Origin of the sequence: Sheuella amnicola (assembly GCF_010499255.1) — a bacterium.
Taxonomy (GTDB): Bacteria; Pseudomonadota; Gammaproteobacteria; order Burkholderiales; family Burkholderiaceae_B; genus Zwartia; species Zwartia amnicola.
Map to the genome: position 1 here is coordinate 78147 of NZ_JAAGRN010000005.1, position 21998 is coordinate 100144.

Below are 21998 nucleotides of genomic sequence, written 5' to 3' on the forward strand. Positions count from 1 at the left end.
CAAGACTTTGCAGTCTTGGGCTAAATCCACCAAAGGAGGAGGGTGGAGGAGACAACCTTGGCAAGTTAAGGAATGTTTTACAACACTCAGTGTTTGAGTATTTGCTTGATTTCTCAGTTATTAGGGTTTTAACTAACCCAGCAACTGATTAAGCACTTACATTCAAAACACTATTGACTTAACTTCCATAAACGAATCATAGAACAAATTTTGAAGTGAAGCAAGAACTTTGTATCACTTTAAAAATAATCGATTAAATGTTGTTTTTGTGCAATGCACAATCGATGGGTATTGCGTGTTTCATCTCAAAAAATCCTTAAATTCGATAAGCTGTGGTTGTCATCACTTTCGACATGATTTTCATCAGTCCTTTAACAGGCACAGGCAAATCCGAGGCGCCGTTTCTCTCGGCTGTGAGCCGGTGTCCGATTTCATCCTGCTTCATTTGCTCCACGATTTTGCGGGATCTGACATCCTCGACAGGCAACCGTTTCAGATGATCATCCAAATGTGCTTCGACTTGACGCTCGGTCTCTGCCATGAATCCCAAATTACGGGCAGTACCGGCACGCCCCGCCAGCAACCCCAAACTGAATGAGCCGGCGTACCAAAGCGGATTCAAGAGACTTGGACGGCTACTAAGCTCGGACAATCTTTGCGAGCACCAAGCCAGATGATCAACCTCTTCGGCTGCAGCCTGATAGAGCAGCGAAGCGGTATCAGCGCGTTTGCAAACGGCAGCCTGCCCCCGATACAAGGCCTGCGCACAAACTTCACCGACATGATTGACCCGCATCAGCCCTGCGGCATGGCTCTTTTGTTCGCGATTCAGCTCATCCGGTTCTGCCTTGCGCGATCCGGCCGGATTGGGTCGAGTTCCAACAACCACCCCCGACAATACTTGCAGCGCGACGTCCACCTCTTCGATTAAAGGCTCGAACCAGCTGCGGCGACGTGCAAACGAAGAATGTCGTGCAGAACTGTGCATATGCTTCATCGATACGCTCCAACGGGCTTTAAATTTGATCAGTGTGTGAGCCTTGCATTTTAATACCGGCGCGCGTTTTCATCCTGCAGATTCAGGCAAAAACCCGACTAAAAGGGTTAAGATTCCTTGTTTACAGTCTGTGTTTAGCAAGGATTGATCATGGAAGTCAAAATCGACTGGGGCGGCCCCGAGGGCATGCTTTTTATCGGCAAAACCGGCACGGGACACATTGCAGCCATGGACGGTGCTCCCGAGGGTGGCGGTCACAATCTTGCACCGCGTCCAATGGAGATGGTGCTTGTCGGCACAGGCGGATGCACAGCCTACGATGTCGTTCTCATACTAAAGCGCGGCCGGCACCAGGTCACAGGTTGTTCGGTGGTGTTGCAAGCCGAGCGCGCGGACGTGGACCCGAAGGTCTTCACCAAGATCAATTTCGCATTCACCGTAACGGGTAAAAATCTGACTCGAGCCGCAGTCGAACGAGCAATCAGTCTGTCGCACGAAAAGTACTGCTCAGCTTCCGCCATGCTTGCCCACACCGCAGCCATCACATGGACAGCGGAAATTCGCGACGATGCCGCCGACCAGCCGGCCACCGCCTAACAGGACGATCAGAATGGATCAGTACGAAACCCTCATGCGCCATGTATACGAGCATGGCGTGAATAAAACCGATCGCACCGGCACAGGGACACGTTCGGTGTTCGGCTACCAGATGCGTTTCGATCTTTCGAAAGGGTTTCCGATGGTCACGACAAAGAAACTGCATACACGCAGCATCTTTGTCGAACTGCTCTGGTTTTTGCGTGGCGATTCCAACGTGAAATGGCTGCAGGAAAACGGCTGCACAATCTGGGACGAATGGGCCAGCCCCACCGGCGACCTGGGCCCCGTTTACGGCGTGCAGTGGCGCTCATGGCCAACGCCAGATGGTCAGCACATCGACCAGATCAGTCAGGTTGTCCAACAGATCAAACAAAACCCGGATTCGCGCCGTCTGATCGTATCAGCATGGAACGTCGGAGAAATCAAAAACATGGCGCTACCCCCTTGCCATGCTTTTTTTCAATTCTATGTAGCCGAAGGCAAACTTTCTTGCCAACTTTACCAACGAAGCGCGGATATTTTTTTAGGCGTCCCGTTCAACATCGCGAGTTATGCCTTGCTCACCCACATGGTTGCCCAGCAATGCAATCTGGAAGTTGGCGACTTCATTTGGACGGGTGGTGATTGCCACATATACAGCAATCACTTTGAGCAAGTCGAGTTGCAATTGTCGCGAACACCCTACCCTTATCCGAAACTCAAGATTGCACGTAAGCCCGATTCATTATTCGATTACCAGTACGAAGACTTTGTAATCGAGAATTATGAGCATCATCCTCACATCAAAGCACCCGTAGCGGTTTAGAAAATACCGGAAAAACCAACGCATGCAACTTAACCTGATTGTTGCCTACGCCAGAAACCGGACGATCGGGCGCAACAATACATTGCCCTGGAAATTGTCCGGAGATCTGGCTCACTTCAAGCGCACCACCACGGGTTGTCCAATCATCATGGGTCGCAAAACATGGGACTCGCTTGGACGCCCCCTACCCGGAAGACGCAATATTGTCATTACCCGCGATCCCGATTTATCGCACGACGGAGCCGAATTCGTCTCCAGTCTGCAATCGGCATTGGAATTGGTCCGTGATGCCGAGCAAGCGTTTGTGATTGGAGGCGCGCAAATTTATCGCGAAGCGCTACCCATCGCCGACTGCGTCATCGCAACCGAGATTCAGGCCGAAGTCGAAGGCGATGCTTTTTTTGCCGAACTTGATCCCGGAGTCTGGATTGAACGATCCAGAGCACCCCAGCCACCGGAAAATGGTTTGCCTTATGACATCGTTGTTTACCAACGCAGCAAATCGCAATCCGTCAATACGAATACAGATTAAATCAGATAGGAATCATCCCCGATGAAGCGTAAATTAGTCATTAGTGCCGGCGCACTTGCTGTCGTTTTTGCCGGCTATGCCGCAAGCAGTTGGTTATCGGGCTCACGAATCCAGTCGGAAACAGAAACCATCATCGATGCCGCAAACAGCTATCTGACCAAACAGTGGCCGGATCAAGTTCTGCTCACTCAGACAAATTATGAACGCGGCATTTTTACAAGCCGGGTGACCCTCTCATTGTCATTTCCGACTGCAGAAAACACCAACCCAAAGCCCGAAATTATCTTTGTTAATGACATCAAACATGGCCCCTTGCCGATTTCGGAGTTGATGAAAGGGCATTTCAATGTCATTGGTGCGTCGATTCAAACGACCATGGTGCGCAACCCCTTTACGGAAGAGCTGTTTAAATCTCTAAATGGCCAATCCCTGATCCAGGGACATACGATTGTTGATCGCACTGGCCGTGCCAGACTTGACTGGACTGCCCGCCCGGTGGACTTAAACCAAAACAATGTTCGCTCGAGCTTTGGCGGAGCAAGCCTGAAAACCGAACTTGGCGCCAGATTGTCCTCGACACGTGGAGAGCTCGTACTCAACAACCTGAAAATATCCGATGACCAATCCAGCCTCGAAATCCGGGATAGCCGAATCCATACCGATACAAAAAATGGGTCTTTCGATCTCAAACTAGGTTCGCACGGCGCCGATATTGGTAGCCTGACGGTCTCTTTACCTAAAGGCCTAAATCTCAAGGCCGAAAAAATCCAAAGCCGCTTTGAACTGAAAGAAAATGGTGCACTGGTCGATGGTTCGGCTCAGTACGAGGTCGGCGCGCTGTCGGTAAATAAAGTCGATCTTGGCGAACTCAAGTTCGCCGCTACATACGGCAATCTGGACGGAAAGGGATTAAAGTCGCTGATCGATTTATACGCCAACCTGATTTCGCGATCAATGAACAACCCGCAGGAGGCGGATCTCGTCAATGCATCGGATGTAAAACAATTCTGGCAGAGCTTGCATATCCTGTCCCAAGCGGCGCCAACCATACGCATCGCTCCAGTCTCATGGAAAACCAAGGATGGCACCAGTCAATTCGAGCTCAATGCCGCTTTCGGTCCTGCAAATGTCAAATCCAACGGTATCGGCTTGGCAAGCAACCCATTAACAAGCCTAGAAAGCACGCTTACGCTTTCACGTCCGATGATCTCCGCCCTCTTGATGCAATACATGCGAGCGACGGGATTGAGTGCCACACAAGCCAAATCGCGCTCGGATACGGAAATAAAAACCATGATGGATGCGGTTGCCCAATTTAAAGTCGGAAAGTTCGAGGGTGACAAGCTAACCGTTCACTTCGACTTCACGAAAGACAAATTCAAAATCAACGGACAGCAGATGTCTATTGATAAGATGTTCCAGTTTCTAGCGTCCGCGATTCCGTCCGCCTGGGTTGATGAAGAATCGACCAGACAGGAAAAACCGGATGAAACCGCCGAAATCAAACATCTCGATCCTTCTGTCCTAGCCTCGATATTGACAACATCGGATTACAACTTCGAGGAAACGAAAGACGATCAAGGCGATCCGGTACTCAAGATTCGTCCGGGCAGCACGGGTGCCGAAAAAATCGAATTTATCTTCATCGGATGCGCCACCGACCCAACCTGCGAAGATGTATTGTTGCGCGCCACATTCCTTCCAAACCGTCCGATCGCATTAAAAATTGTCAACAACTGGAACTTGCGTAATCGATGGGCTCGCGCCTACGTCAACGACCAGCGCGAGGCAGTGATTGAAATGGATATCAGCGCCTACGGTGGGATAGGACGAGATGCAGTCGAAGCCATGGTAAACATGTTCTTCAAAATCGTTGGAGATTTTTCTAAAGATTTAAGCGATTCAAAATAGTCGATAGCTAAGCAAAAAAAGCCGCTAAATAAATTAATTTATTTAGCGGCTTTTTAGTAAGGCCTTTATGCCGATCGGTTAATCAGTCAATTGATTATCAGACGTAAGCCTCGATCGGCAAACACGCGCACACCAGATTTCGGTCACCCCAGGCATTGTCCACACGACCAACCGGTGGCCAATACTTGTTGTCGCGCAAACCGGCAACCGGATAGGCGGCTTGTTGGCGCGGATAATCATGATGCCATTCTTCGGCCAACAACATCTGCGCGGTATGGGGCGCATTCTTCAGGACATTGTCTGTTTTATCGCGCTCACCACGCTCGATTTGCGCAATTTCCTGACGGATCGAAATCATGGCGTCGATGAAACGATCGAGCTCCACGAGACTTTCCGATTCTGTAGGTTCGACCATCAAAGTACCCGCAACCGGAAAGCTCATGGTTGGCGCATGAAAACCATAATCCATCAGACGCTTGGCGATATCTTCGGCTGTGACGCCGGAGCTTTCTTTAATGTCATGAATATCGAGAATGCATTCATGGGCTACACGACCTTGGGTACCGGTATATAGCACGGGATAATGTGACTCGAGCCTGCGCGCAACGTAGTTTGCATTCAGGATCGCGATCTCGGTTGCGCGACGCAACCCATCGGCACCCATCAAGGCGATGTAAACCATCGAGATCGGCAAAATACTGGCTGACCCGAAGGGTGCGGCTGAAACAGGGCCCACGGGAACTTCTTCCGACAGGAAACCTTGCTCACCAACCACGCCCGGCAAATACGGAGCCAAATGCGATCTCACTGCAACGGGGCCCACACCCGGACCACCACCACCATGGGGAATACAGAAAGTCTTGTGCAAATTCAAATGTGATACGTCCGAACCGAACTTGCCCGGCTGCGCCACGCCAACCATTGCGTTCATGTTGGCACCGTCCATATACACTTGACCACCTGCCTGATGAATCATGTCGCAAATGGTCGTGACGGTTTCTTCGAACACGCCGTGTGTTGAAGGATAGGTAATCATCAACGCGGCAAGGCGATCGCCGACCTTTTCGATTTTGGCTTTCAGGTCGACCACATCGACGTTTCCTTTCGCGTCGGAAGCAACAACGACAACCTCCATGCCGACCATATTGGCCGATGCGGGGTTGGTACCATGAGCCGAAGAGGGAATCAGGCAAACATCGCGTTGCGACTGACCGTTCGCACGGTGATAGGCACGAATTGCGAGCAGGCCCGCATACTCACCCTGCGCTCCGGAATTGGGCTGCAAACTGACGGCATCGTAACCGGTGATTTCACAAAGTGCCTTGGACAGGCGATCGATCATGGCCTGATAGCCTCGCGTCTGATCCGAAGGTGCAAAAGGATGAATCAGCGCGAATTCCGGCCAAGTGACCGGGATCATTTCCGCAGTCGCATTGAGTTTCATGGTGCACGATCCCAGCGGAATCATCGTGCGGTCAAGTGCCAAATCCTTATCGGACAACTTACGCAGATAGCGCAACATATCCGTCTCGGATTGAATGCTTGAAAATATCGGGTGCGACAAGATTGGGGACTTGCGCAACACCGAAGCGGGAACGCCCGGCAGGGCCGTACTTTGATTGGCCGTCAGATTCACCGCGGGAACGGGTTTAGCCATCACGTTTGCAAAGAGCCCGACAAGCTCGGATAAATCCTGCACGGTGACGGTTTCATCCAGAGACAACGCCACCTGGGTACCACCAACGATACGCAGGTTAATTTGCGCATGACGCGCTGCTTGCAGCAGTTGCGTGGTAAGCGCACCGGTGTCGAGCAATAACGTATCGAAGTATGTGTCGTTGACTACGTTCACACCCACCGATTTCAAAGCGTCGCGCAACGCAGCCGTCGATAAATGAACGCGACGGGCAATCGCGACAATACCCTTGGGGCCATGCCATAGCGCGTACATGCTGGCCATGACCGCAAGCAGTACCTGCGCCGTGCAGATATTCGAGGTGGCCTTTTCGCGGCGAATGTGTTGCTCGCGCGTTTGCAACGCAAGTCGCAATGCCGTATTGCCTTGGGCATCTTTCGACACCCCGACCAAGCGACCGGGCATGTTGCGCTTGAAACTGTCTTTACAGGACATGAAACCCGCATGCGGGCCACCGAAGCCGAACGGAACGCCAAATCGTTGCGCCGATCCGATCGCGATATCGGCACCCCAGTGTCCGGGAGGTTCGAGCAAAGCAAGCGCAAGCAGATCTGTCGCGCAAGCCACCACGCCACCCTTAGCATGGATCTCTTCGGTCAATGCGCGGTAATCGACAACACCGCCCAGGGAATGCGGATATTGAACCAGCAGTCCGAAACAATCCGGCACGCCTTGTGCCTCATCACCAACCACCACGTCGATATCCAGGCCATCCGCACGCGTGCGAATCACCTCAATCGTCTGGGGATGGCAATGGCTTGAGACAAAAAACACTTTGCTTTTCGATTGCGAGGCGCGTCTAGCCAGCGTCATCGCCTCTGCCGCGGCCGTTCCCTCATCCAGGAGGGAGGCATTGGCAATATCCAGTCCGGTCAAGTCGGCCACCATGGTCTGATAGTTCAGTATGGCTTCGAGACGACCTTGCGAAATCTCGGGCTGGTAGGGCGTGTAGGCGGTATACCAGGCAGGGTTTTCAAGGATGTTGCGCAAAATCACATTCGGTGTGTGCGTACCGTAATAACCTTGACCGATGTAATTGCGAAACACCTTGTTCTGGCTCGCAATTTCACGCAGCTCATTCAACACATCCGCTTCATCGCGTGGACCGGGCAGATTCAACGGGCCCGACATACGGATGTTGGCCGGAACGACCTCTTGCATCAGCGTCTCGATACTGCTTGCGCCAACCGCTTTAAGCATTTTCTGTTGATCCTGGAGTCCGGGACCGATGTGGCGAGGGATAAACGCTTCGGACGTATCGAAAGCCGAACCGCGGGGTGCTTGAGGAATGGAAGAATGAGACATCATGACCGCCTTAACCTGCATCCGCAACGCGCTGGTAGCCATCGGCATCCAGCAAGCCATTGATATCCGCTGCGTTAACAGGTTTGATCTTGAAAATCCAGGTACCGTAAGGATCGCTATTGATCTGATCCGGCGCATCGTTCAGGGATTCATTGAATGCGACGATTTCGCCGGCAACAGGGGCATAGATGTCGGACGCGGCTTTTACCGATTCGACCACGCCAGCGGTTTCGGCGGCTGCAAGATTTGCGCCGACGCGCACATCACCCACAAATACCAGATCACCGAGTTGTTCCTGCGCCGGGCCGGTGATGCCAACTTGCATGACATCGCCATCAGCCTTGATCCATTCGTGGCTGCTGACATACTTACGATCGTTAGGAATGCTCATGTTAAGTCTCCAGAAAATTCATTGCTATTGAAAATGATGGTGTCAACCGTGTTGAACAGGCTGTCCATTGCGAACAAAAGGCAGTTTGCAAACCCGGGCTGGAACCCACTTGCCCCGAATATCGATTTCGACTGTATCGCCTACCGTCACGCCTTGAGGCAAACGGGCAAATCCGATTGAATATCCCAGTGTCGGCGACATCGTGCCGCTGGTGACTTCGCCCATGCCCTGCGCGCAACGTACGGCCATGTGCGCACGCATCACGCCACGCTCAAGCAACTGTAGGCCGATAAATACCTTGGGATCGGCAAACTGCTCGATGGCATCGCGACCGATAAAGCGACGATCTGTATCCTTGAGCGAAACAGTCCAGGTCAAACCGGCCTGATTTGGATGAATCAACTCATCCATGTCCTGACCATACAAATTCATGCCGGCTTCCAGACGCAGCGTATCGCGCGCACCAAGGCCACAGGGCTGAACGGACTGCGCAACCAAGTCATGCCAGAGCTTGGCAACCTGATCTGCCGGCACAACGATTTCAAAACCATCCTCACCCGTATATCCCGTACGAGCCACCATGGCATCAGGCAGAATCGCCGCGCTAAATGGAATCAGGGATTCGGTCGATGCACGCCAAGCCGGACGCGCGGCCCAAACTTTCTCTCGCGCCTGGGGGCCCTGCACGGCAACCATCGCCAGATCACGACGGGGCGTCACCTTGACATCGAATTTTTTAGAGGTCGCCACACGCTGCATCCAGGCAATGTCTTTATCAGCCGTGCCTGCATTCACAACCAACCGCCACTGGGTAGACGTGAAGAAATAAATAATCAGATCGTCAATCACCCCACCCTGCGGATTGAGCATGCAGGAATACAAGGCGCGGCCGGGACTCGTCAGCCTGGAGACATCATTGGCAACCAGCAAACGTAAAAAGGCAGTTGCATCCGGTCCTTCAACATCGACGTTCAGCATGTGCGAGACATCGAAAATACCTGCTGCGCGTCGCACAGCATGATGCTCCTCGATCTGGGAGCCGTAATTGACAGGCATATCCCATCCGCCAAAGTCGACCATGCGCGCACCGGCGGCAACATGGACATCGGCAAGGGGGGTACGTTTGAGAGCATCAGACATCAGGCGACTCCAGCAAGGACAATGGGATAAGGGCAAAAGACAAGCAGCTCATGCATTGCATGCGCAACCAGCTATGCGCCCCTCTGTCCTTTTGCCTGAGAGTTGCCCCGCAAAACTTTGCGGGTGTGCACCTTCGGCGCCCGTGGTGACCTAAAGGTCGCGGGTCTCTCCAGAGTGCCATGCCGGTGTATGCGGGAGATAAACCGGTACGTATTGCGGTATAGGGGGCCTGAGCGATTCCGGGCGAATTGCGCCTTCGGCGGCAAACCTTTAAAGGTATGCACTCTCCCGCAACATGTATTCACAGCAATGCCAGCATAACGCGAAACCGCCTTTTATATCAACCTGTTATTCGTTTCGTGCCGGATAAGATCAAACTGTCTCGACCGCTAGCGGGGTGTAAGGCAAAGATTTTAAAGACTTCGCCCGCAGGCTACACCTGACGACCAGGCCCACTGAAAGTTATAGCCGCCAAGCCAGCCTGTGACATCCACCACTTCACCAATGAAATAAAGCCCCTGAACAGATTTTGCCTGCATAGAACGCTGATCCAGCCCTTTCGTGTCGACACCACCTCGCATCACCTCGGCTTTCTTGTAACCTGCTGTACCGTTCGGAATAATCGACCACGCTTGTATGCGCTGTCCCAGGTCCTTCAAAAATCGATCCGGTGCATCGGCCAGCCTCTTTGCAGCATCTTCGCCCAGCCATTGCTCAGCCAGGCGCTTGGGCCACAAGGTTCCGAGAAAAGTGCCCAACTGCTGGCGACTGCCGGACTTGGCCTCAATTAGCATGGCTGCCATCTCCTGACCGGGAGCCAAATCAAGCACAATTGGCTCGCCAGGCTGCCAATAACTGGAAATCTGCAAAATCCCCGGACCGGATAGGCCACGATGAGTGAACAAGACATCCTCTAAAAATGATTGAGTCTTTTTCCCTACTCCTGTCGAAATGCCGGCCTCGATCGCCAAGCCGGAAAGTTCGGCAAATGGCAACCATGTCGAGGTCTCGAATGTCAGCGGTACAAGCGCTGGTCGAGGTTCGATGACCTTCAAGCCAAACTGGCGGGCGACTTTCAAGCCAAAATCCGTCGCTCCCAGCTGAGGAATCGCCAATCCTCCCGTTGCAATGACGAGATTGGATGCATGAATAGGCCCTTGATCGGTTGCCAGTCTGTACTCTACGCCTTGGTTCGTTTCAGCACGCACAATTTCAGTAACTGCGCATGGCATGCACCAGTCCACGCCACCTTGATCACATTCGCGACGAAGCATCTCGATGATGTCCTCGCTACTGTGATCACAAAACAATTGACCCCGGTGTTTTTCATGCCAGGCAATGCCGTGACGCTTAATCAGCGCAAGAAAATCATCCGGTCCGTATCCCGCCAGTGCGGATCTGGCAAAGTGCGGATTAGCGGAGATGAAATTTTCCTGGGTGACGCGTCGATTTGTGAAATTGCATCGACCGCCTCCGGAAATTCTGATCTTTTCGGCGAGTTTCTCCGCGTGATCGATCAGAACAACCTTACGTCCTCGCTGCGCAGCCACTGCTGCGCACATCATGCCTGCGGCACCGGCTCCGATCACCACGACATCGACATGCCGCATGATCAATGACACCTCATGCAGAGCGTGGCCACCCTCATTCTTCGATCAGGCAGTCGACGTAGTAGCGCTTTTCGCCATTGGGCAACTCATCGATCGCCAAACCATGGATGTAGGTTTCGAAAGCCGGAAACTTCTCGTTGAACGAACGTGCAAACTGAAGGTACTGAACGATTGTCTTGTTAAATCGCTCTCCGGGAATCAGCAGAGGAATGCCGGGTGGATACGGGGTCAGCAAAACACCCGTGACACGACCTTCAAGCTGATCAATCGATACACGCTCGACCTGGCGGTGCGCCATTTTGGCAAAAGCATCCGATGGTTTCAGGGCAGGAACCATATCGCTGAGATACATCTCAGTCGTCAATTTAGCGACATCGTGCTGCCGATATTCCTCATGAATCATTTGGCAAAGATCGCGCAATCCCATCTTTTCATACCGGCGATGATCTTTGCAGAAATCAGGCAGGATTCTCCAGAGTGGCTGGTTGCGATCGTAATCATCCTTGAACTGCTGCAATGCGGTCAGAAGCGTATTCCAGCGCCCTTTAGTGATGCCAATCGTGAACATGATGAAAAACGAGTACAGGCCGGTTTTTTCGACCACCACGCCATGCTCAGTCAAAAACTTCGATACGAGTGCGGCAGGGATACCGGTTTCGCTAAACGTTCCGGACATATCCAGTCCAGGCGTCACGATGGTCGCCTTGATCGGATCCAGCATATTGAATCCTTCGGCCAGATCCCCGAAACCGTGCCAGTGATCGTTCGCTTCAAGAATCCAGTCCGACTGCTGGCCAATGCCTTCAGTCACCAGATGGTCCGGTCCCCAGACGGAGAACCACCAGTCGTCGTCACCATATTCGAGATCGACCTTGCGCATCGCGCGACGGAAGTCCATGGCTTCGCGAATACTTTCTTCAACCAGCGCCGTTCCGCCCGGCGCTTCCATCATCGCTGCAGCCACATCGCACGATGCAATGATCGAATACTGCGGCGACGTTGATGTATGCATCAAATACGCCTCATTGAAGATATTGCGATCCAGTTTACGGGTTTCGGGTTCTTGCACAATGATTTGCGAAGCCTGCGAAATTCCGGCAAGCAGCTTGTGAGTCGAATGCGTTGCAAACACCATCGATGTACGGCTACGGGGACGATTCTGTCCAATCGCATGCATGTCCTGATAGAACTCATGAAATGCAGCATGCGGCAACCAGGCTTCATCAAAATGCAAAGTGTCGATCGCGTCACCGAGCTTTTCTTTGATCATCTCGACGTTGTAAATCACTCCGTCGTAGGTGCTTTGAGTCAAAGTCAAAATACGAAGCTTCTTGTCTTTGATGTTGCGCGCAAATGGGTTGGCTTCAATTTTTTTCTTGATGTTTTCAAGATCGAATTCGCTTAGCGGAATCGGGCCGATGATCCCCATATGATTACGCGTTGGGCGCAAAAATACAGGAATAGCGCCCGTCATTGTGATCGCATGCAGAATCGACTTGTGGCAGTTGCGATCCACCACAACGATATCGTCGGCGGCAACGTTCGCATGCCAGACAACCTTGTTGGAAGTGGATGTGCCGTTGGTCACGAAAAAGCAATGATCGGCATGGAAAATACGCGCAGCATTCAACTCGGATTCAGCCACAGGGCCGGTGTGATCGAGCAGTTGTCCCAATTCTTCCACGGCGTTACACACATCCGCGCGGAGCATGTTTTCACCAAAAAACTGATGAAACATCTGACCGATCGGACTCTTCAAGAAGGCAACGCCGCCCGAGTGGCCCGGACAGTGCCAGGAATAGGAGCCGTCCTGGGCGTACTTGACCAATTCTCGGAAGAACGGTGGTGGCAAGCTATCCACATAGCTTTTGGCCTCGCGAATGATGTGACGCGCAACGAACTCCGGCGTATCTTCGAACATATGGATAAAACCATGCAATTCGCGCAGGATGTCATTAGGGATATGTTCAGAAGTCCGCGTTTCGCCATAAAGATAAATCGGAATGTCCGCGTTGCGAAACCTTAGCTCACCGATGAATGTGCGCAAGTTCTGAATCGCGCTTGCAACATCTTCTGGTGAATCGACATCAAACTCCTCATCATCGATCGAGAGAATGAATGCACTGGCTCGACTTTGCTGCTGTGCAAACGAACTCAGGTCGCCATAGCTGGTGACACCGATCACCTCCATGCCTTCGGCCTCGATCGCGGATGCCAGCGCTCGAACACCTAAACCTGAAGCGTTCTCGGAACGGTAGTCTTCGTCGATGATGAATATGGGGAAACGAAATTTCACGGCAATGGCTCCGCAAATGGGCTATGAGTGGAATCGGTCGAGTATAGGAGCCGATTGCGCAAATTTGATGACTGTTATGGGAATCAGGTACGCGGCAGCGTCACGCCCTGTTGCCCCTGATACTTGCCGCCACGATCCTTGTAGGATGTCGCGCAGACTTCATCGCTTTCGAAAAACAGCATCTGCGCGCAACCTTCGCCGGCATAGATTTTGGCCGGCAACGGTGTCGTATTCGAGAATTCTAGCGTCACATGTCCTTCCCACTCGGGCTCAAGTGGGGTCACATTGACGATGATGCCGCAGCGGGCATAGGTGCTTTTACCCAGGCAAACCGTCAAGACGCTTCGGGGGATGCGGAAATATTCGACCGTACGCGCCAGCGCGAACGAATTGGGCGGAATGATGCAGATATCGCCTTGGAAATCGACAAAAGATTTTTCGTCAAAATTCTTGGGGTCGACGATGGTCGAATTGATGTTGGTGAAAATCTTGAACTCGTTAGCGCAACGGACATCGTAGCCATAGCTGCTCGTGCCATAACTGACGATTTTTCCGTTTTCGTTCGACCGAACCTGGCCCGGCTCGAAGGGCTCGATCATGCCTGCGGTTTGTGCCTGACGGCGGATCCAGTGGTCGCTTTTAATGCTCATGGCTCAAGGTTCTCAATTCGTAAGTCAAGAGCGCGAATTTTACCCCCTGTCAGGAGGATTAGGTCCGTTTGACGGCAACGACACCGAATTTATCGCTGAGATCCTTGGGCAACAGAGAGATTTTGGCCGCCAGCTTGCGTGCGATGTCCCGATAAATCATTGCGGCTTGCCCCTGAGGATCCGAAACAACGATTGGCTGCCCGGCATCGGATTGCTCCCGGATGGATAAGGCTAGCGGCAAACTCCCCAGCCAATCCACCTGATAATCATCGGCCATTCGCTGCCCCCCACCTTCGCCGAAAATGTGTTCGGTATGCCCACACTTTGTACAGACATGCACCGCCATGTTTTCGACAATCCCCAGTAGGGGCACGCTCACTTTTTCGAACATTTTCAAACCCTTACGGGCATCAAGCAAAGCAATATCCTGCGGGGTGGTGACAATGACGGCGCCAACGACCGGCACTTTTTGCGACAACGTCAATGCGATATCGCCTGTGCCAGGGGGCATGTCGACAATCAAATAATCCAAATCGTTCCAGTTGGTTTGCCTGAGCAACTGCTCCAGGGCTTGTGTCACCATGGGGCCGCGCCAGATCGCCGGCGAATCTTCACTAATCAGATATCCGATCGAATTGGACTGGATTCCATGCCCGACGACCGGCGACATGGTTTTACCGTCAGCACTCTCGGGGCGCTGCTGAACGCCAAGCAACATCGGGATGCTAGGTCCATAAATATCGGCATCCAGAATACCGACCCGTGCGCCTTCAGCCTGTAAAGCCAGCGCCAGATTCACGGTGGTTGTGCTTTTGCCCACACCACCTTTGCCTGAAGCAACCGCAATAATGTTTCTGACGCCTGCAACCAGTTGCTGTCCGGGCTGAACAGCATGGGCGATGACTTTAAAGGTCACGGACACCTCAGGGGACGCCGCGCCGGCATCCACCAAAGCAGCCTGGATTCTGTTTCGCCATGCATCCAGCTGATTGCGGGCCGGGTAGCCGAGCACAACCTGCACACTGACGCGCACTCCAGCAACTTGAATCTGTGAATCCTTCACAATCGAACCTATTGATCGGCCGGTGTTTTCATCGATCAATCCATTCAGTACAGTCCGCACATCCGCTAGCGTTAAGCTCATTTTTGTTCCTGTTGTGACTTACAATCTTCCTTCATATTCACCAGTTTGACCGGATGAAAGAATTGATTCAACGCATATTTCGCGCTATTTTCCTTGCCTTGCTGGCCATGCTCGGGCTGATCATGGCGTTCGTGTTCACGATATCGACAGTGATCGCGATACTGATCTTGTCGATCGTTTCCGCAATTCGCGGAAAACCCTTCGCTGCCAAAGAATACTGGAGCAACCGCCAAGAGCGTAACAAATCCCTTCTCAACAAGGGCCCTTTGAGCCGAGGCGGCAATGCCGACATCACCGATGTCGAAGTCCGGGACATTCCCGGAGATTCACGCAAGACCCGTTAGGCTGGGCTTCATTAAAACTTTCCCGTCCATCACCCATGCTCCCAGAAGTCGCCACAGAATCCAAGCGCACAATCAGTCTGGGTGAGCTATTTCGCGGATTCGCCACGATTGGCGTACTCGGGTTCGGAGGCGTCGCGGTCATGGCCAGACACGTCATCGTCGAGAAATACAAATGGCTGTCCGAAAAAGAGTACGCCACCATTCTGGGCATGGGACAGGTGCTACCCGGCGCGAACGTTGTTAATGCATCGGTGATCATCGGCGATCGGTTCCAGGGTGTCAAAGGATCGATAGTCTGCGTACTGGCCATCATGACGCTACCCATCCTGATTCTGCTGGGGCTAGCCATGCTGTACAACCAGTTTGCCTACTTACCCGCAGTCAAAGTCGCCCTTTCGGGCGCCGGAGCGGCCGCTGCCGGCATGGTGATTGCAACCGGCCTGAAGATGGCGATCAAGGTCAAGCCCGGATTAGCGGGCTATCTGATCATTGGCATGGCAATCGTCGCCATCCTGTTTTACAGATTACCTTTGGTCTACAGCGTACTGGCCCTGCTACCAGTGGCTTTCATTCTGACGCTTCTGCTGAAAAAGAAAAAATGACCGATACAAGCGCACTCGGCCAACTCGCCAGGTCATTCGCAATGATTTCCCTGATCGCCATTGGCGGAATCAACGCCATTTTGCCTGCGATCCGTCACGAAGTCGTTGATGTCTTGAACTGGATGGATGATGCGACATTCATGCAACTTTTTGCAGTGACGCAAATCACCCCCGGACCGAATGTCGTCATTGTCAGCTTGGTTGGTTGGCAAGTCGCCGGCTTTTGGGGTTTATTAGTCGCCACTATAGCTATGCTATTGCCAGCCTGTCTGCTTGCCTATGCAGTGGGTCGACTGGCCAACAATCTTGCAGGCACGCCCGGTTTCAAACTTGCACAAAACGCATTGGTTCCGGTCGCGATCGGTTTGATCATTGCCGGAGGTCTCGACCTGGCTCAGGCGGCGTATCAAGGATGGTTCACTCCGATCCTCATCATCGGCAGTACCTGCTTTATTCTTTTTACGACCGCCAACCCGGTCTGGGCACTCGTAGCGAGCGCTCTGCTCGCACTCGGTGCGCATTACAGCGGGATTTTCACGGTCGTCAGCTAAAATAACCGGCTTGATTCAACCGTCCGGCACCGCTCATGTCCAGAACTCTGTTTGTCACCACCGCCCTGCCCTATGCCAATGGTTCTTTCCACATCGGCCATATCATGGAATACATTCAGGCCGATATTTGGGTGCGCTCCATGCGCATGGCGGGCCACACGGTTCACTTTGTCGGCGCCGATGATACCCACGGCGCACCGATCATGCTCAAGGCCGAAGCCGAAGGCATCACACCCCAGCAGCTCGTGGCGCGGATTGCTGCCGAACGCCCTCAATACCTGAACGGCTTTAAGATCCAATTCGATCACTGGCACTCGACCGACTCACCTGAAAACGTCGAACTGTCACAGGACATCTACCGCCAGTTGCGTAGCGCCGGCTTAATCGAAACACGATCGATCGAACAGTTTTACGATCCGGTCAAAGGCATGTTTTTGCCCGACCGATACATTAAGGGCGAATGCCCGAAGTGTCACGCCAAAGACCAGTACGGAGATTCGTGCGAAGTATGCGGCGCAGTCTACGCACCAACAGAGCTCATCGAACCCTACTCGACACTCACCAATGCCAAGCCGCTGTTAAAAACTTCCGAGCATTTTTTCTTCAAACTGTCCGACCCGCGTTGCGTCGAATTTTTGCAAAACTGGACAACAGGCGAAAACACCCGCGGCAACAAACGGCTTCAATCCGAGGTGCTCGCCAAGACCCGCGAATGGCTGGGCCATGGAGATGGCGAAGCCAACCTGGGTGACTGGGATATTTCACGCGATGCACCTTACTTCGGCATCGAAATACCTGATGCTCCGGGTAAATATTTTTATGTCTGGCTTGATGCCCCGGTCGGTTATCTCGCATCGCTTAAAGCCTATTGCAACAAGGTCGGCATCGATTTCAACACGCTGCTGGACCCGAACGGCTCAACCGAACAAGTGCATTTTATCGGCAAAGACATCGTTTATTTCCATGCGCTGTTCTGGCCCGCCATGCTTAAATTCGCTGGTCGCAAAACCCCGGACCAACTGAATGTCCATGGCTTTATCACCGTCAGCGGCGAAAAAATGTCCAAGAGTCGTGGCACTGGGATATCGCCTTTGCGCTATCTCGAAATCGGCATGAACGCCGAATGGCTTCGCTACTACATCGCAGCAAAACTGAATTCCCATGTTGAAGATATCGACTTCAATCCGGAAGACTTTATCGCACGCGTCAACAGCGATCTGGTCGGCAAATACATCAATATTGCCAGTCGTGCGGCCAACTTCATCAGCAAATACTTTGACGGCGAGTTGCGTTACCAGGGGGATACATCGGCGGTTCAGGCCAACTGGGCAGAGGCCGCAGAACGCATTCGCAACGATCTTGAAGCGCGCGAATATGGTCGCGCTATTCGCGACATCATGGCTCAGGCCGACTTGATCAATCAGGCTTTCGACACGGCGCAGCCGTGGATTGTCGCTAAAGGCCTCACCGATGCGGACACTGAAAAACGTACCCTCTTGCAAGACATTTGCTCAAAAGCTCTGGCTGGTTTTAAAGCACTGACTGTGATGCTGGCTCCGATTCTTCCGGCATTGTCCCATCGTGTGGCGACCGAACTGTTTGGCATGAATCGCGATTTCGTCTGGAGTGATGCAGCGGTTGCTCCCACCCGAATCAACGCATTCAAGCACTTGATGCAGCGTGTCGAACCTTCAATGCTCGACGCCTTATTTGAACCCCCCACAGTGGCCACCCCCGAACCGCAATCACATATCCCAGGTGGAGAACCCATTGCCGAAACCATCACGATCGATGATTTTGTCAAAATTGATTTGCGCGTCGCTCGCATCGTAAATTGCGAGCATGTTGAAGGCTCCACCAAGTTGCTGCGCCTGACTCTGGATGCAGGTGAAGGTCGCCATCGCAACGTGTTTTCAGGCATCAAATCGGCATACCAACCTGAAGCGCTGAATGGGCGACTGACTGTGCTGGTCGCCAATCTGGCACCACGCAAAATGAAGTTCGGCGTATCCGAGGGTATGGTGCTTGCGGCCAGTCACGCCGACGATAAAGTGGATGCGGGTATTTATCTTCTTGATCCGGCATCCGGGGCGCAGCCCGGAATGCGCGTTCGTTAAGCTGGCGTATACGAATCAACTGGCTGGGGAGCCAGTTGAGGGTCTAAGGTCTCGCGCTCATCAAAGACAAAGCAGTTACCGTCGTAATGGGGGCCACCGGTCAACTCGAAGTATTTCAGAATTCCGCCTTCAAGTTGATAAACGTTTTCAACGCCGGCTTCTTCCATGAAAATGGCGGCTTTTTCGCAGCGGATACCTCCGGTGCAAAAGCTCACAATCGTTTTACCTTCGAGCTCGGCCTTGTGCTCCAGCACCGCTGCGGGAAACTCGGTGAACTTGGTGATATGCCAGTTGATCGCGCCGCGGAATGTCCCGGCCTGGACTTCGAACTCATTGCGGGTATCCAGGGTGACAACCGGTCGGCCATTGTCATCCACGCCGTTTTCAAGCCAGCGCACCAGCGTATGCGCATCGACTGAAGGCGCACGACCGTCTTCGGGTCGGATCGTCGGATGATTCATCCTGATAATTTCATTCTTGATCTTGACCAGCATGCGCTTGAAAGGCACATCATCCGATACGCTGAATTTCACCTCAATATTGGTGAACGCGGGATCCTCGCGCAACCACTTCAAAAAGGCATCGATGCTAAGTTGCGTTCCAGCCAGGAAAATATTGATACCCTCGGGTGTCAGGATGATTTTGCCTTTGAGGGCGCACGCTTCGCAGCGGGCAAGCATCTGCTCGCGGCGCTCTTCCAGCCGGTCAAGCGAAATGAATTTGTAGGCGGCGATATTGATAATCTGGGTCATGATCTAAGTATCCGGCACCGCTGCAAACGGCACAGGCAAATGGAGCGGGTGATGGGAATCGAACCCACGCTTGAGGCTTGGGAAGCCGCCGTTCTACCATTGAACTACACCCGCGGACTAATCTTTAATACCCATTATACGAGATGGGGGTTTTGAAACTCCACTGACTCTCAAACCACTACAATAACGCTCATGGAAATCGTACTCAATGGCCAGCCTAAGACGCTCGCCGATCAAATCACTCTTGCGCAACTCGTTGAAGAACTGGGCTTTACGGGCAAACGCATCGCTGTCGAACGCAATGGCGATATCGTGCCTAAAAGTCTATACGCATCCGTCAATCTCGCCGCTGCGGATCGTCTCGAAATCGTTGTCGCAGTCGGAGGTGGTTAATGCAACCCGAACAAGCCCTGACCGGATCCGTCGACAAGCCGGACTTCCAATCCCAACACATTAAAAGCTTCGTCAACAGACGCAGCCACATAACACAAGGTCAGCAGGAAGCCATCGATGCCTGGTTGCCAAAATGGTCCAAACCCTACGCACCGAAATTGCTCGATCTGCAGGACACATTCGGACGCAACGCACCAACCATTCTGGAAATCGGTTTTGGCATGGGCGAAACAACCGAAAAAATTGCTCTCGCCCGACCGGATGATAATTTTCTGGGAGTTGAGGTCTTCAATGCGGGCGTGGGTGCTTTGCTCAAACGCATCGAAGGCTCCGGGCTGACCAACATTCGCATCATTCAACACGATGCAGTGGAAGTACTGCGCGATATGATCGCGCCGGGAACACTTGCGGGCGTTCACATTTACTTTCCGGATCCCTGGCCCAAAAAGCGCCATCACAAACGTCGCCTGATTCAGCCACCGTTAATCGCGTTGCTGGCTAGTCGCATGGCCTCAGGCGCATACATCCATTGTGCAACGGATTGGGAACACTATGCCTTGCAGATGCTAGAAGTGCTGGGTGGTGAGCCGACGTTGCAAAACACATGCGAGGGGTTCGCCCCGCGCCCGGATTACCGCCCCCTGACCAAATTCGAAAATCGCGGGTTACGACTTGGTCACGGCGTATGGGATTTGATTTTCAAGAAACGCTAGAAGAAGGTCGCTTTGTGAATTCGGCTGTTGGTCTTATCGACCAAAGCCGCCCAGTTTGCCTAGCCCTTTCAATCCGCCCATGGCTCGCATCATTTTCGCCATGCCGCCCTTTTTCATCTGCTTCATCATGCCCTGCATTTGCTCAAACTGGTTCAGCATACGGTTGACCTCTTGCACCGGCACGCCCGCACCGGCAGCGATACGACGCTTACGCGATGCCTTTAACAGCTCAGGCTTGCTTCTTTCGAGCGGCGTCATCGAATTGATGATGCCTTCAGTGCGACGCAATTGCTTTTCAGCTTGACCGCCCTGCAACTGGCCGGCAGCTTGCGCAAATTGAGCAGGCAGTTTTTCGAGCAGTGATCCCATGTCGCCCATTTTCTTGACCTGCATAAGCTGATCCTTGAAGTCATTGAGATCAAACTTATCGCCGGACTTGATTTTGGCAGCAAGCTTTTCAGCCTCTGCCATATCGATATTTTTCTGCGCCTGCTCGACCAGGGAAACAATATCGCCCATGCCCAGAACACGCTGAGCCATCCGTTCAGGATGAAAGGCCTCCAGGCCATCGAGCTTTTCGGACACACCAACAAATTTCAAAGGCTTGCCGGTGACATGGCGCACGGATAATGCGGCACCACCACGCGCATCGCCATCGATTTTGGTGAGCACCACGCCGGTCAGCGGCAAAGCTTCACCGAAGGCCTTCGCTGTATTGACCGCATCCTGGCCTTGCATGGCATCGACAACAAACAAAGTCTCGATCGGTTTAATCAGGTCATGCAGTGCGCGGATTTCACGCATCATGGCCTCATCAATACCCAAACGACCCGCCGTATCGACGATCAGGACATCAAAGTGTTGTTTACGGGCGAAATCCACCGCGTTTCGCGCGATATCCTCCGGCTTCTGGCTTGGATCAGAAGGAATCCATTCGACGCCAACCTGCGCGGCCACGGTTTTAAGCTGTTCGATCGCAGCGGGACGATAAACGTCGGCACTGACCACTGCAACCTTTTTTTTGCCGGTCTTTCGACCGTATTGGACGTGATTTCCCTCGGACAACCACTTGGCCAATTTACCTGTCGTAGTCGTTTTACCCGCACCTTGCAAACCCGCCATCAAAATAATCGCCGGGGGTTGCATCGCCAGGGACAATTCGCTTGCCTCCGGCCCAAGATCGCCCCCCATCAACGCCGTCAGTTCTTTATGCACGACACCGACAAGGGCTTGACCCGGCGACAAGCTGCCGACCACTTCCTCACCGAGGGCTTTTTCTTTTACCTGAGCGATGAAGTCACGAACCACAGGCAGGGAAACGTCCGCCTCGAGCAAGGCCAACCGGACCTCGCGAAGCATTTCCTGGGTATTGGATTCGGTCAGGCGGGCCTCCCCGCGCATTGTCTTGACGACTCGGGATAGGCGTTGAGTTAGATTTTCAAGCATGAT

General features: G+C 52.9%; 20 protein-coding genes, 1 tRNA gene and 2 riboswitches. Of the genes, 10 read left to right on the forward strand and 11 right to left on the reverse strand.

The features are described from left to right. Positions 1-316 precede the first annotated feature (316 nt). On the reverse strand, positions 317-988 hold the full coding sequence (gene coq7, locus G3I67_RS08645) for a 2-polyprenyl-3-methyl-6-methoxy-1,4-benzoquinone monooxygenase (protein ID WP_203583602.1): 672 nt from the start codon (positions 986-988) through the stop codon (positions 317-319). 159 nt (positions 989-1147) lie between these two features. Between coq7 and G3I67_RS08650 the strand changes: the two genes are divergently transcribed. The 4 genes from G3I67_RS08650 to G3I67_RS08665 are packed head-to-tail and all read left to right on the forward strand — an operon-like array spanning position 1148 to position 4845. Next, positions 1148-1594: an OsmC family protein gene (locus tag G3I67_RS08650; protein WP_163654347.1), complete on the forward strand. Its 447-nt coding sequence runs from the start codon at positions 1148-1150 to the stop codon at positions 1592-1594. Between the two features lie 13 nt (positions 1595-1607). Then, positions 1608-2402, forward strand: a complete 795-nt coding sequence (locus G3I67_RS08655) for a thymidylate synthase (protein ID WP_163654349.1) — start codon at positions 1608-1610, stop codon at positions 2400-2402. A 22-nt stretch (positions 2403-2424) separates the two neighbouring features. Then, positions 2425-2934 carry a dihydrofolate reductase gene (locus G3I67_RS08660; protein WP_163654351.1) on the forward strand — a complete coding sequence of 170 codons (510 nt, stop codon included), beginning with the start codon at positions 2425-2427 and terminating at the stop codon, positions 2932-2934. A gap of 21 nt (positions 2935-2955) precedes the next feature. After that, entirely contained in the window at positions 2956-4845 is a 1890-nt protein-coding gene (locus tag G3I67_RS08665) for a DUF945 family protein (protein WP_163654353.1), read from the forward strand. A 97-nt stretch (positions 4846-4942) separates the two neighbouring features. Here the strand turns inward: G3I67_RS08665 and gcvP are convergent, their stop codons facing one another. The 7 genes from gcvP to apbC form a co-directional block, all read right to left on the reverse strand. Then, positions 4943-7846 (reverse strand): aminomethyl-transferring glycine dehydrogenase, encoded by a 2904-nt coding sequence (gene gcvP, locus G3I67_RS08670; protein WP_163654766.1) that lies wholly within the window; start codon positions 7844-7846, stop codon positions 4943-4945. Between the two features lie 10 nt (positions 7847-7856). Beyond that, positions 7857-8237 carry a glycine cleavage system protein GcvH gene (gcvH, locus tag G3I67_RS08675; protein ID WP_163654355.1) on the reverse strand — a complete coding sequence of 127 codons (381 nt, stop codon included), beginning with the start codon at positions 8235-8237 and terminating at the stop codon, positions 7857-7859. A 42-nt stretch (positions 8238-8279) separates the two neighbouring features. After that, on the reverse strand, positions 8280-9377 hold the full coding sequence (gene gcvT / locus G3I67_RS08680; protein ID WP_163654357.1) for a glycine cleavage system aminomethyltransferase GcvT: 1098 nt from the start codon (positions 9375-9377) through the stop codon (positions 8280-8282). Between the two features lie 73 nt (positions 9378-9450). Next, positions 9451-9560, reverse strand: a riboswitch (glycine riboswitch). Positions 9561-9583: 23 nt separating this feature from the next. Further along, positions 9584-9678: riboswitch (glycine riboswitch) on the reverse strand. 112 nt (positions 9679-9790) lie between these two features. Next, positions 9791-10987, reverse strand: coding sequence for a BaiN/RdsA family NAD(P)/FAD-dependent oxidoreductase (locus tag G3I67_RS08685; protein ID WP_163654359.1), 1197 nt, complete (start codon positions 10985-10987; stop codon positions 9791-9793). A gap of 34 nt (positions 10988-11021) precedes the next feature. Continuing rightward, a complete protein-coding gene (locus G3I67_RS08690; RefSeq protein ID WP_163654361.1) occupies positions 11022-13283 on the reverse strand; it encodes an arginine/lysine/ornithine decarboxylase in 2262 nt (753 codons plus the stop codon). An 83-nt stretch (positions 13284-13366) separates the two neighbouring features. Beyond that, positions 13367-13933 carry a dCTP deaminase gene (dcd, locus tag G3I67_RS08695; protein WP_163654363.1) on the reverse strand — a complete coding sequence of 189 codons (567 nt, stop codon included), beginning with the start codon at positions 13931-13933 and terminating at the stop codon, positions 13367-13369. A 58-nt stretch (positions 13934-13991) separates the two neighbouring features. Continuing rightward, positions 13992-15077 (reverse strand): iron-sulfur cluster carrier protein ApbC, encoded by a 1086-nt coding sequence (apbC, locus tag G3I67_RS08700; protein WP_163654365.1) that lies wholly within the window; start codon positions 15075-15077, stop codon positions 13992-13994. A 53-nt stretch (positions 15078-15130) separates the two neighbouring features. Here apbC and G3I67_RS08705 point away from each other — a divergent pair, with 53 nt between their 5' ends. Genes G3I67_RS08705 through metG form a run of 4 tightly spaced genes read left to right on the forward strand, consistent with a single transcriptional unit; the run spans position 15131 to position 18691 of the window. Continuing rightward, a complete protein-coding gene (locus G3I67_RS08705; RefSeq protein ID WP_163654367.1) occupies positions 15131-15421 on the forward strand; it encodes a hypothetical protein in 291 nt (96 codons plus the stop codon). Positions 15422-15456: 35 nt separating this feature from the next. After that, positions 15457-16023: a chromate transporter gene (locus tag G3I67_RS08710; protein ID WP_163654369.1), complete on the forward strand. Its 567-nt coding sequence runs from the start codon at positions 15457-15459 to the stop codon at positions 16021-16023. After that, positions 16020-16574 carry a chromate transporter gene (locus tag G3I67_RS08715; RefSeq protein WP_163654371.1) on the forward strand — a complete coding sequence of 185 codons (555 nt, stop codon included), beginning with the start codon at positions 16020-16022 and terminating at the stop codon, positions 16572-16574. The genes G3I67_RS08710 and G3I67_RS08715 overlap by 4 nt, the downstream gene beginning before the upstream one ends. 35 nt (positions 16575-16609) lie before the next feature. Then, the gene (metG, locus tag G3I67_RS08720; RefSeq protein ID WP_163654373.1) at positions 16610-18691 is read left to right on the forward strand and encodes a methionine--tRNA ligase; all 2082 of its coding nucleotides are present in this window, start codon (positions 16610-16612) and stop codon (positions 18689-18691) included. Here the strand turns inward: metG and G3I67_RS08725 are convergent. Together G3I67_RS08725 and G3I67_RS08730 are read right to left on the reverse strand one after the other, a co-directional pair. Further along, positions 18688-19443, reverse strand: coding sequence for a sulfurtransferase (locus tag G3I67_RS08725; protein ID WP_163654376.1), 756 nt, complete (start codon positions 19441-19443; stop codon positions 18688-18690). The two genes, metG and G3I67_RS08725, sit on opposite strands and share 4 nt — an antisense overlap. 40 nt (positions 19444-19483) lie before the next feature. Beyond that, positions 19484-19557: transfer RNA gene (locus G3I67_RS08730), tRNA-Gly, on the reverse strand. Between the two features lie 78 nt (positions 19558-19635). Between G3I67_RS08730 and thiS the strand changes: the two genes are divergently transcribed. After that, positions 19636-19836, forward strand: a complete 201-nt coding sequence (gene thiS, locus G3I67_RS08735) for a sulfur carrier protein ThiS (protein WP_163654378.1) — start codon at positions 19636-19638, stop codon at positions 19834-19836. Beyond that, positions 19836-20549 carry a tRNA (guanosine(46)-N7)-methyltransferase TrmB gene (gene trmB, locus G3I67_RS08740; RefSeq protein WP_163654380.1) on the forward strand — a complete coding sequence of 238 codons (714 nt, stop codon included), beginning with the start codon at positions 19836-19838 and terminating at the stop codon, positions 20547-20549. Before thiS ends, trmB begins: the two co-directional genes overlap by 1 nt. 33 nt (positions 20550-20582) lie before the next feature. Here trmB and ffh read toward each other — a convergent pair whose 3' ends face one another. Then, the gene (gene ffh, locus G3I67_RS08745; protein ID WP_163654381.1) at positions 20583-21995 is read right to left on the reverse strand and encodes a signal recognition particle protein; all 1413 of its coding nucleotides are present in this window, start codon (positions 21993-21995) and stop codon (positions 20583-20585) included. Positions 21996-21998 lie beyond the last annotated feature (3 nt).

What these genes read in the sequence shown, in the direction of transcription:
- trmB (WP_163654380.1), top strand. Translation starts at nt 19,836, where the DNA reads ATGCAACCCGAACAAGCCCTGACCGGATCCGTCGACAAGCCGGACTTC.
- dcd (WP_163654363.1), bottom strand. Translation starts at nt 13,933, where the DNA reads ATGAGCATTAAAAGCGACCACTGGATCCGCCGTCAGGCACAAACCGCA.
- gcvP (WP_163654766.1), bottom strand. Translation starts at nt 7,846, where the DNA reads ATGTCTCATTCTTCCATTCCTCAAGCACCCCGCGGTTCGGCTTTCGAT.
- G3I67_RS08685 (WP_163654359.1), bottom strand. Translation starts at nt 10,987, where the DNA reads ATGCGGCATGTCGATGTCGTGGTGATCGGAGCCGGTGCCGCAGGCATG.
- apbC (WP_163654365.1), bottom strand. Translation starts at nt 15,077, where the DNA reads ATGAGCTTAACGCTAGCGGATGTGCGGACTGTACTGAATGGATTGATC.
- G3I67_RS08705 (WP_163654367.1), top strand. Translation starts at nt 15,131, where the DNA reads ATGAAAGAATTGATTCAACGCATATTTCGCGCTATTTTCCTTGCCTTG.
- G3I67_RS08660 (WP_163654351.1), top strand. Translation starts at nt 2,425, where the DNA reads ATGCAACTTAACCTGATTGTTGCCTACGCCAGAAACCGGACGATCGGG.
- thiS (WP_163654378.1), top strand. Translation starts at nt 19,636, where the DNA reads ATGGAAATCGTACTCAATGGCCAGCCTAAGACGCTCGCCGATCAAATC.
- coq7 (WP_203583602.1), bottom strand. Translation starts at nt 988, where the DNA reads ATGCACAGTTCTGCACGACATTCTTCGTTTGCACGTCGCCGCAGCTGG.
- gcvH (WP_163654355.1), bottom strand. Translation starts at nt 8,237, where the DNA reads ATGAGCATTCCTAACGATCGTAAGTATGTCAGCAGCCACGAATGGATC.
- G3I67_RS08725 (WP_163654376.1), bottom strand. Translation starts at nt 19,443, where the DNA reads ATGACCCAGATTATCAATATCGCCGCCTACAAATTCATTTCGCTTGAC.
- G3I67_RS08710 (WP_163654369.1), top strand. Translation starts at nt 15,457, where the DNA reads ATGCTCCCAGAAGTCGCCACAGAATCCAAGCGCACAATCAGTCTGGGT.
- metG (WP_163654373.1), top strand. Translation starts at nt 16,610, where the DNA reads ATGTCCAGAACTCTGTTTGTCACCACCGCCCTGCCCTATGCCAATGGT.
- ffh (WP_163654381.1), bottom strand. Translation starts at nt 21,995, where the DNA reads ATGCTTGAAAATCTAACTCAACGCCTATCCCGAGTCGTCAAGACAATG.
- G3I67_RS08665 (WP_163654353.1), top strand. Translation starts at nt 2,956, where the DNA reads ATGAAGCGTAAATTAGTCATTAGTGCCGGCGCACTTGCTGTCGTTTTT.
- G3I67_RS08650 (WP_163654347.1), top strand. Translation starts at nt 1,148, where the DNA reads ATGGAAGTCAAAATCGACTGGGGCGGCCCCGAGGGCATGCTTTTTATC.
- gcvT (WP_163654357.1), bottom strand. Translation starts at nt 9,377, where the DNA reads ATGTCTGATGCTCTCAAACGTACCCCCCTTGCCGATGTCCATGTTGCC.
- G3I67_RS08655 (WP_163654349.1), top strand. Translation starts at nt 1,608, where the DNA reads ATGGATCAGTACGAAACCCTCATGCGCCATGTATACGAGCATGGCGTG.
- G3I67_RS08715 (WP_163654371.1), top strand. Translation starts at nt 16,020, where the DNA reads ATGACCGATACAAGCGCACTCGGCCAACTCGCCAGGTCATTCGCAATG.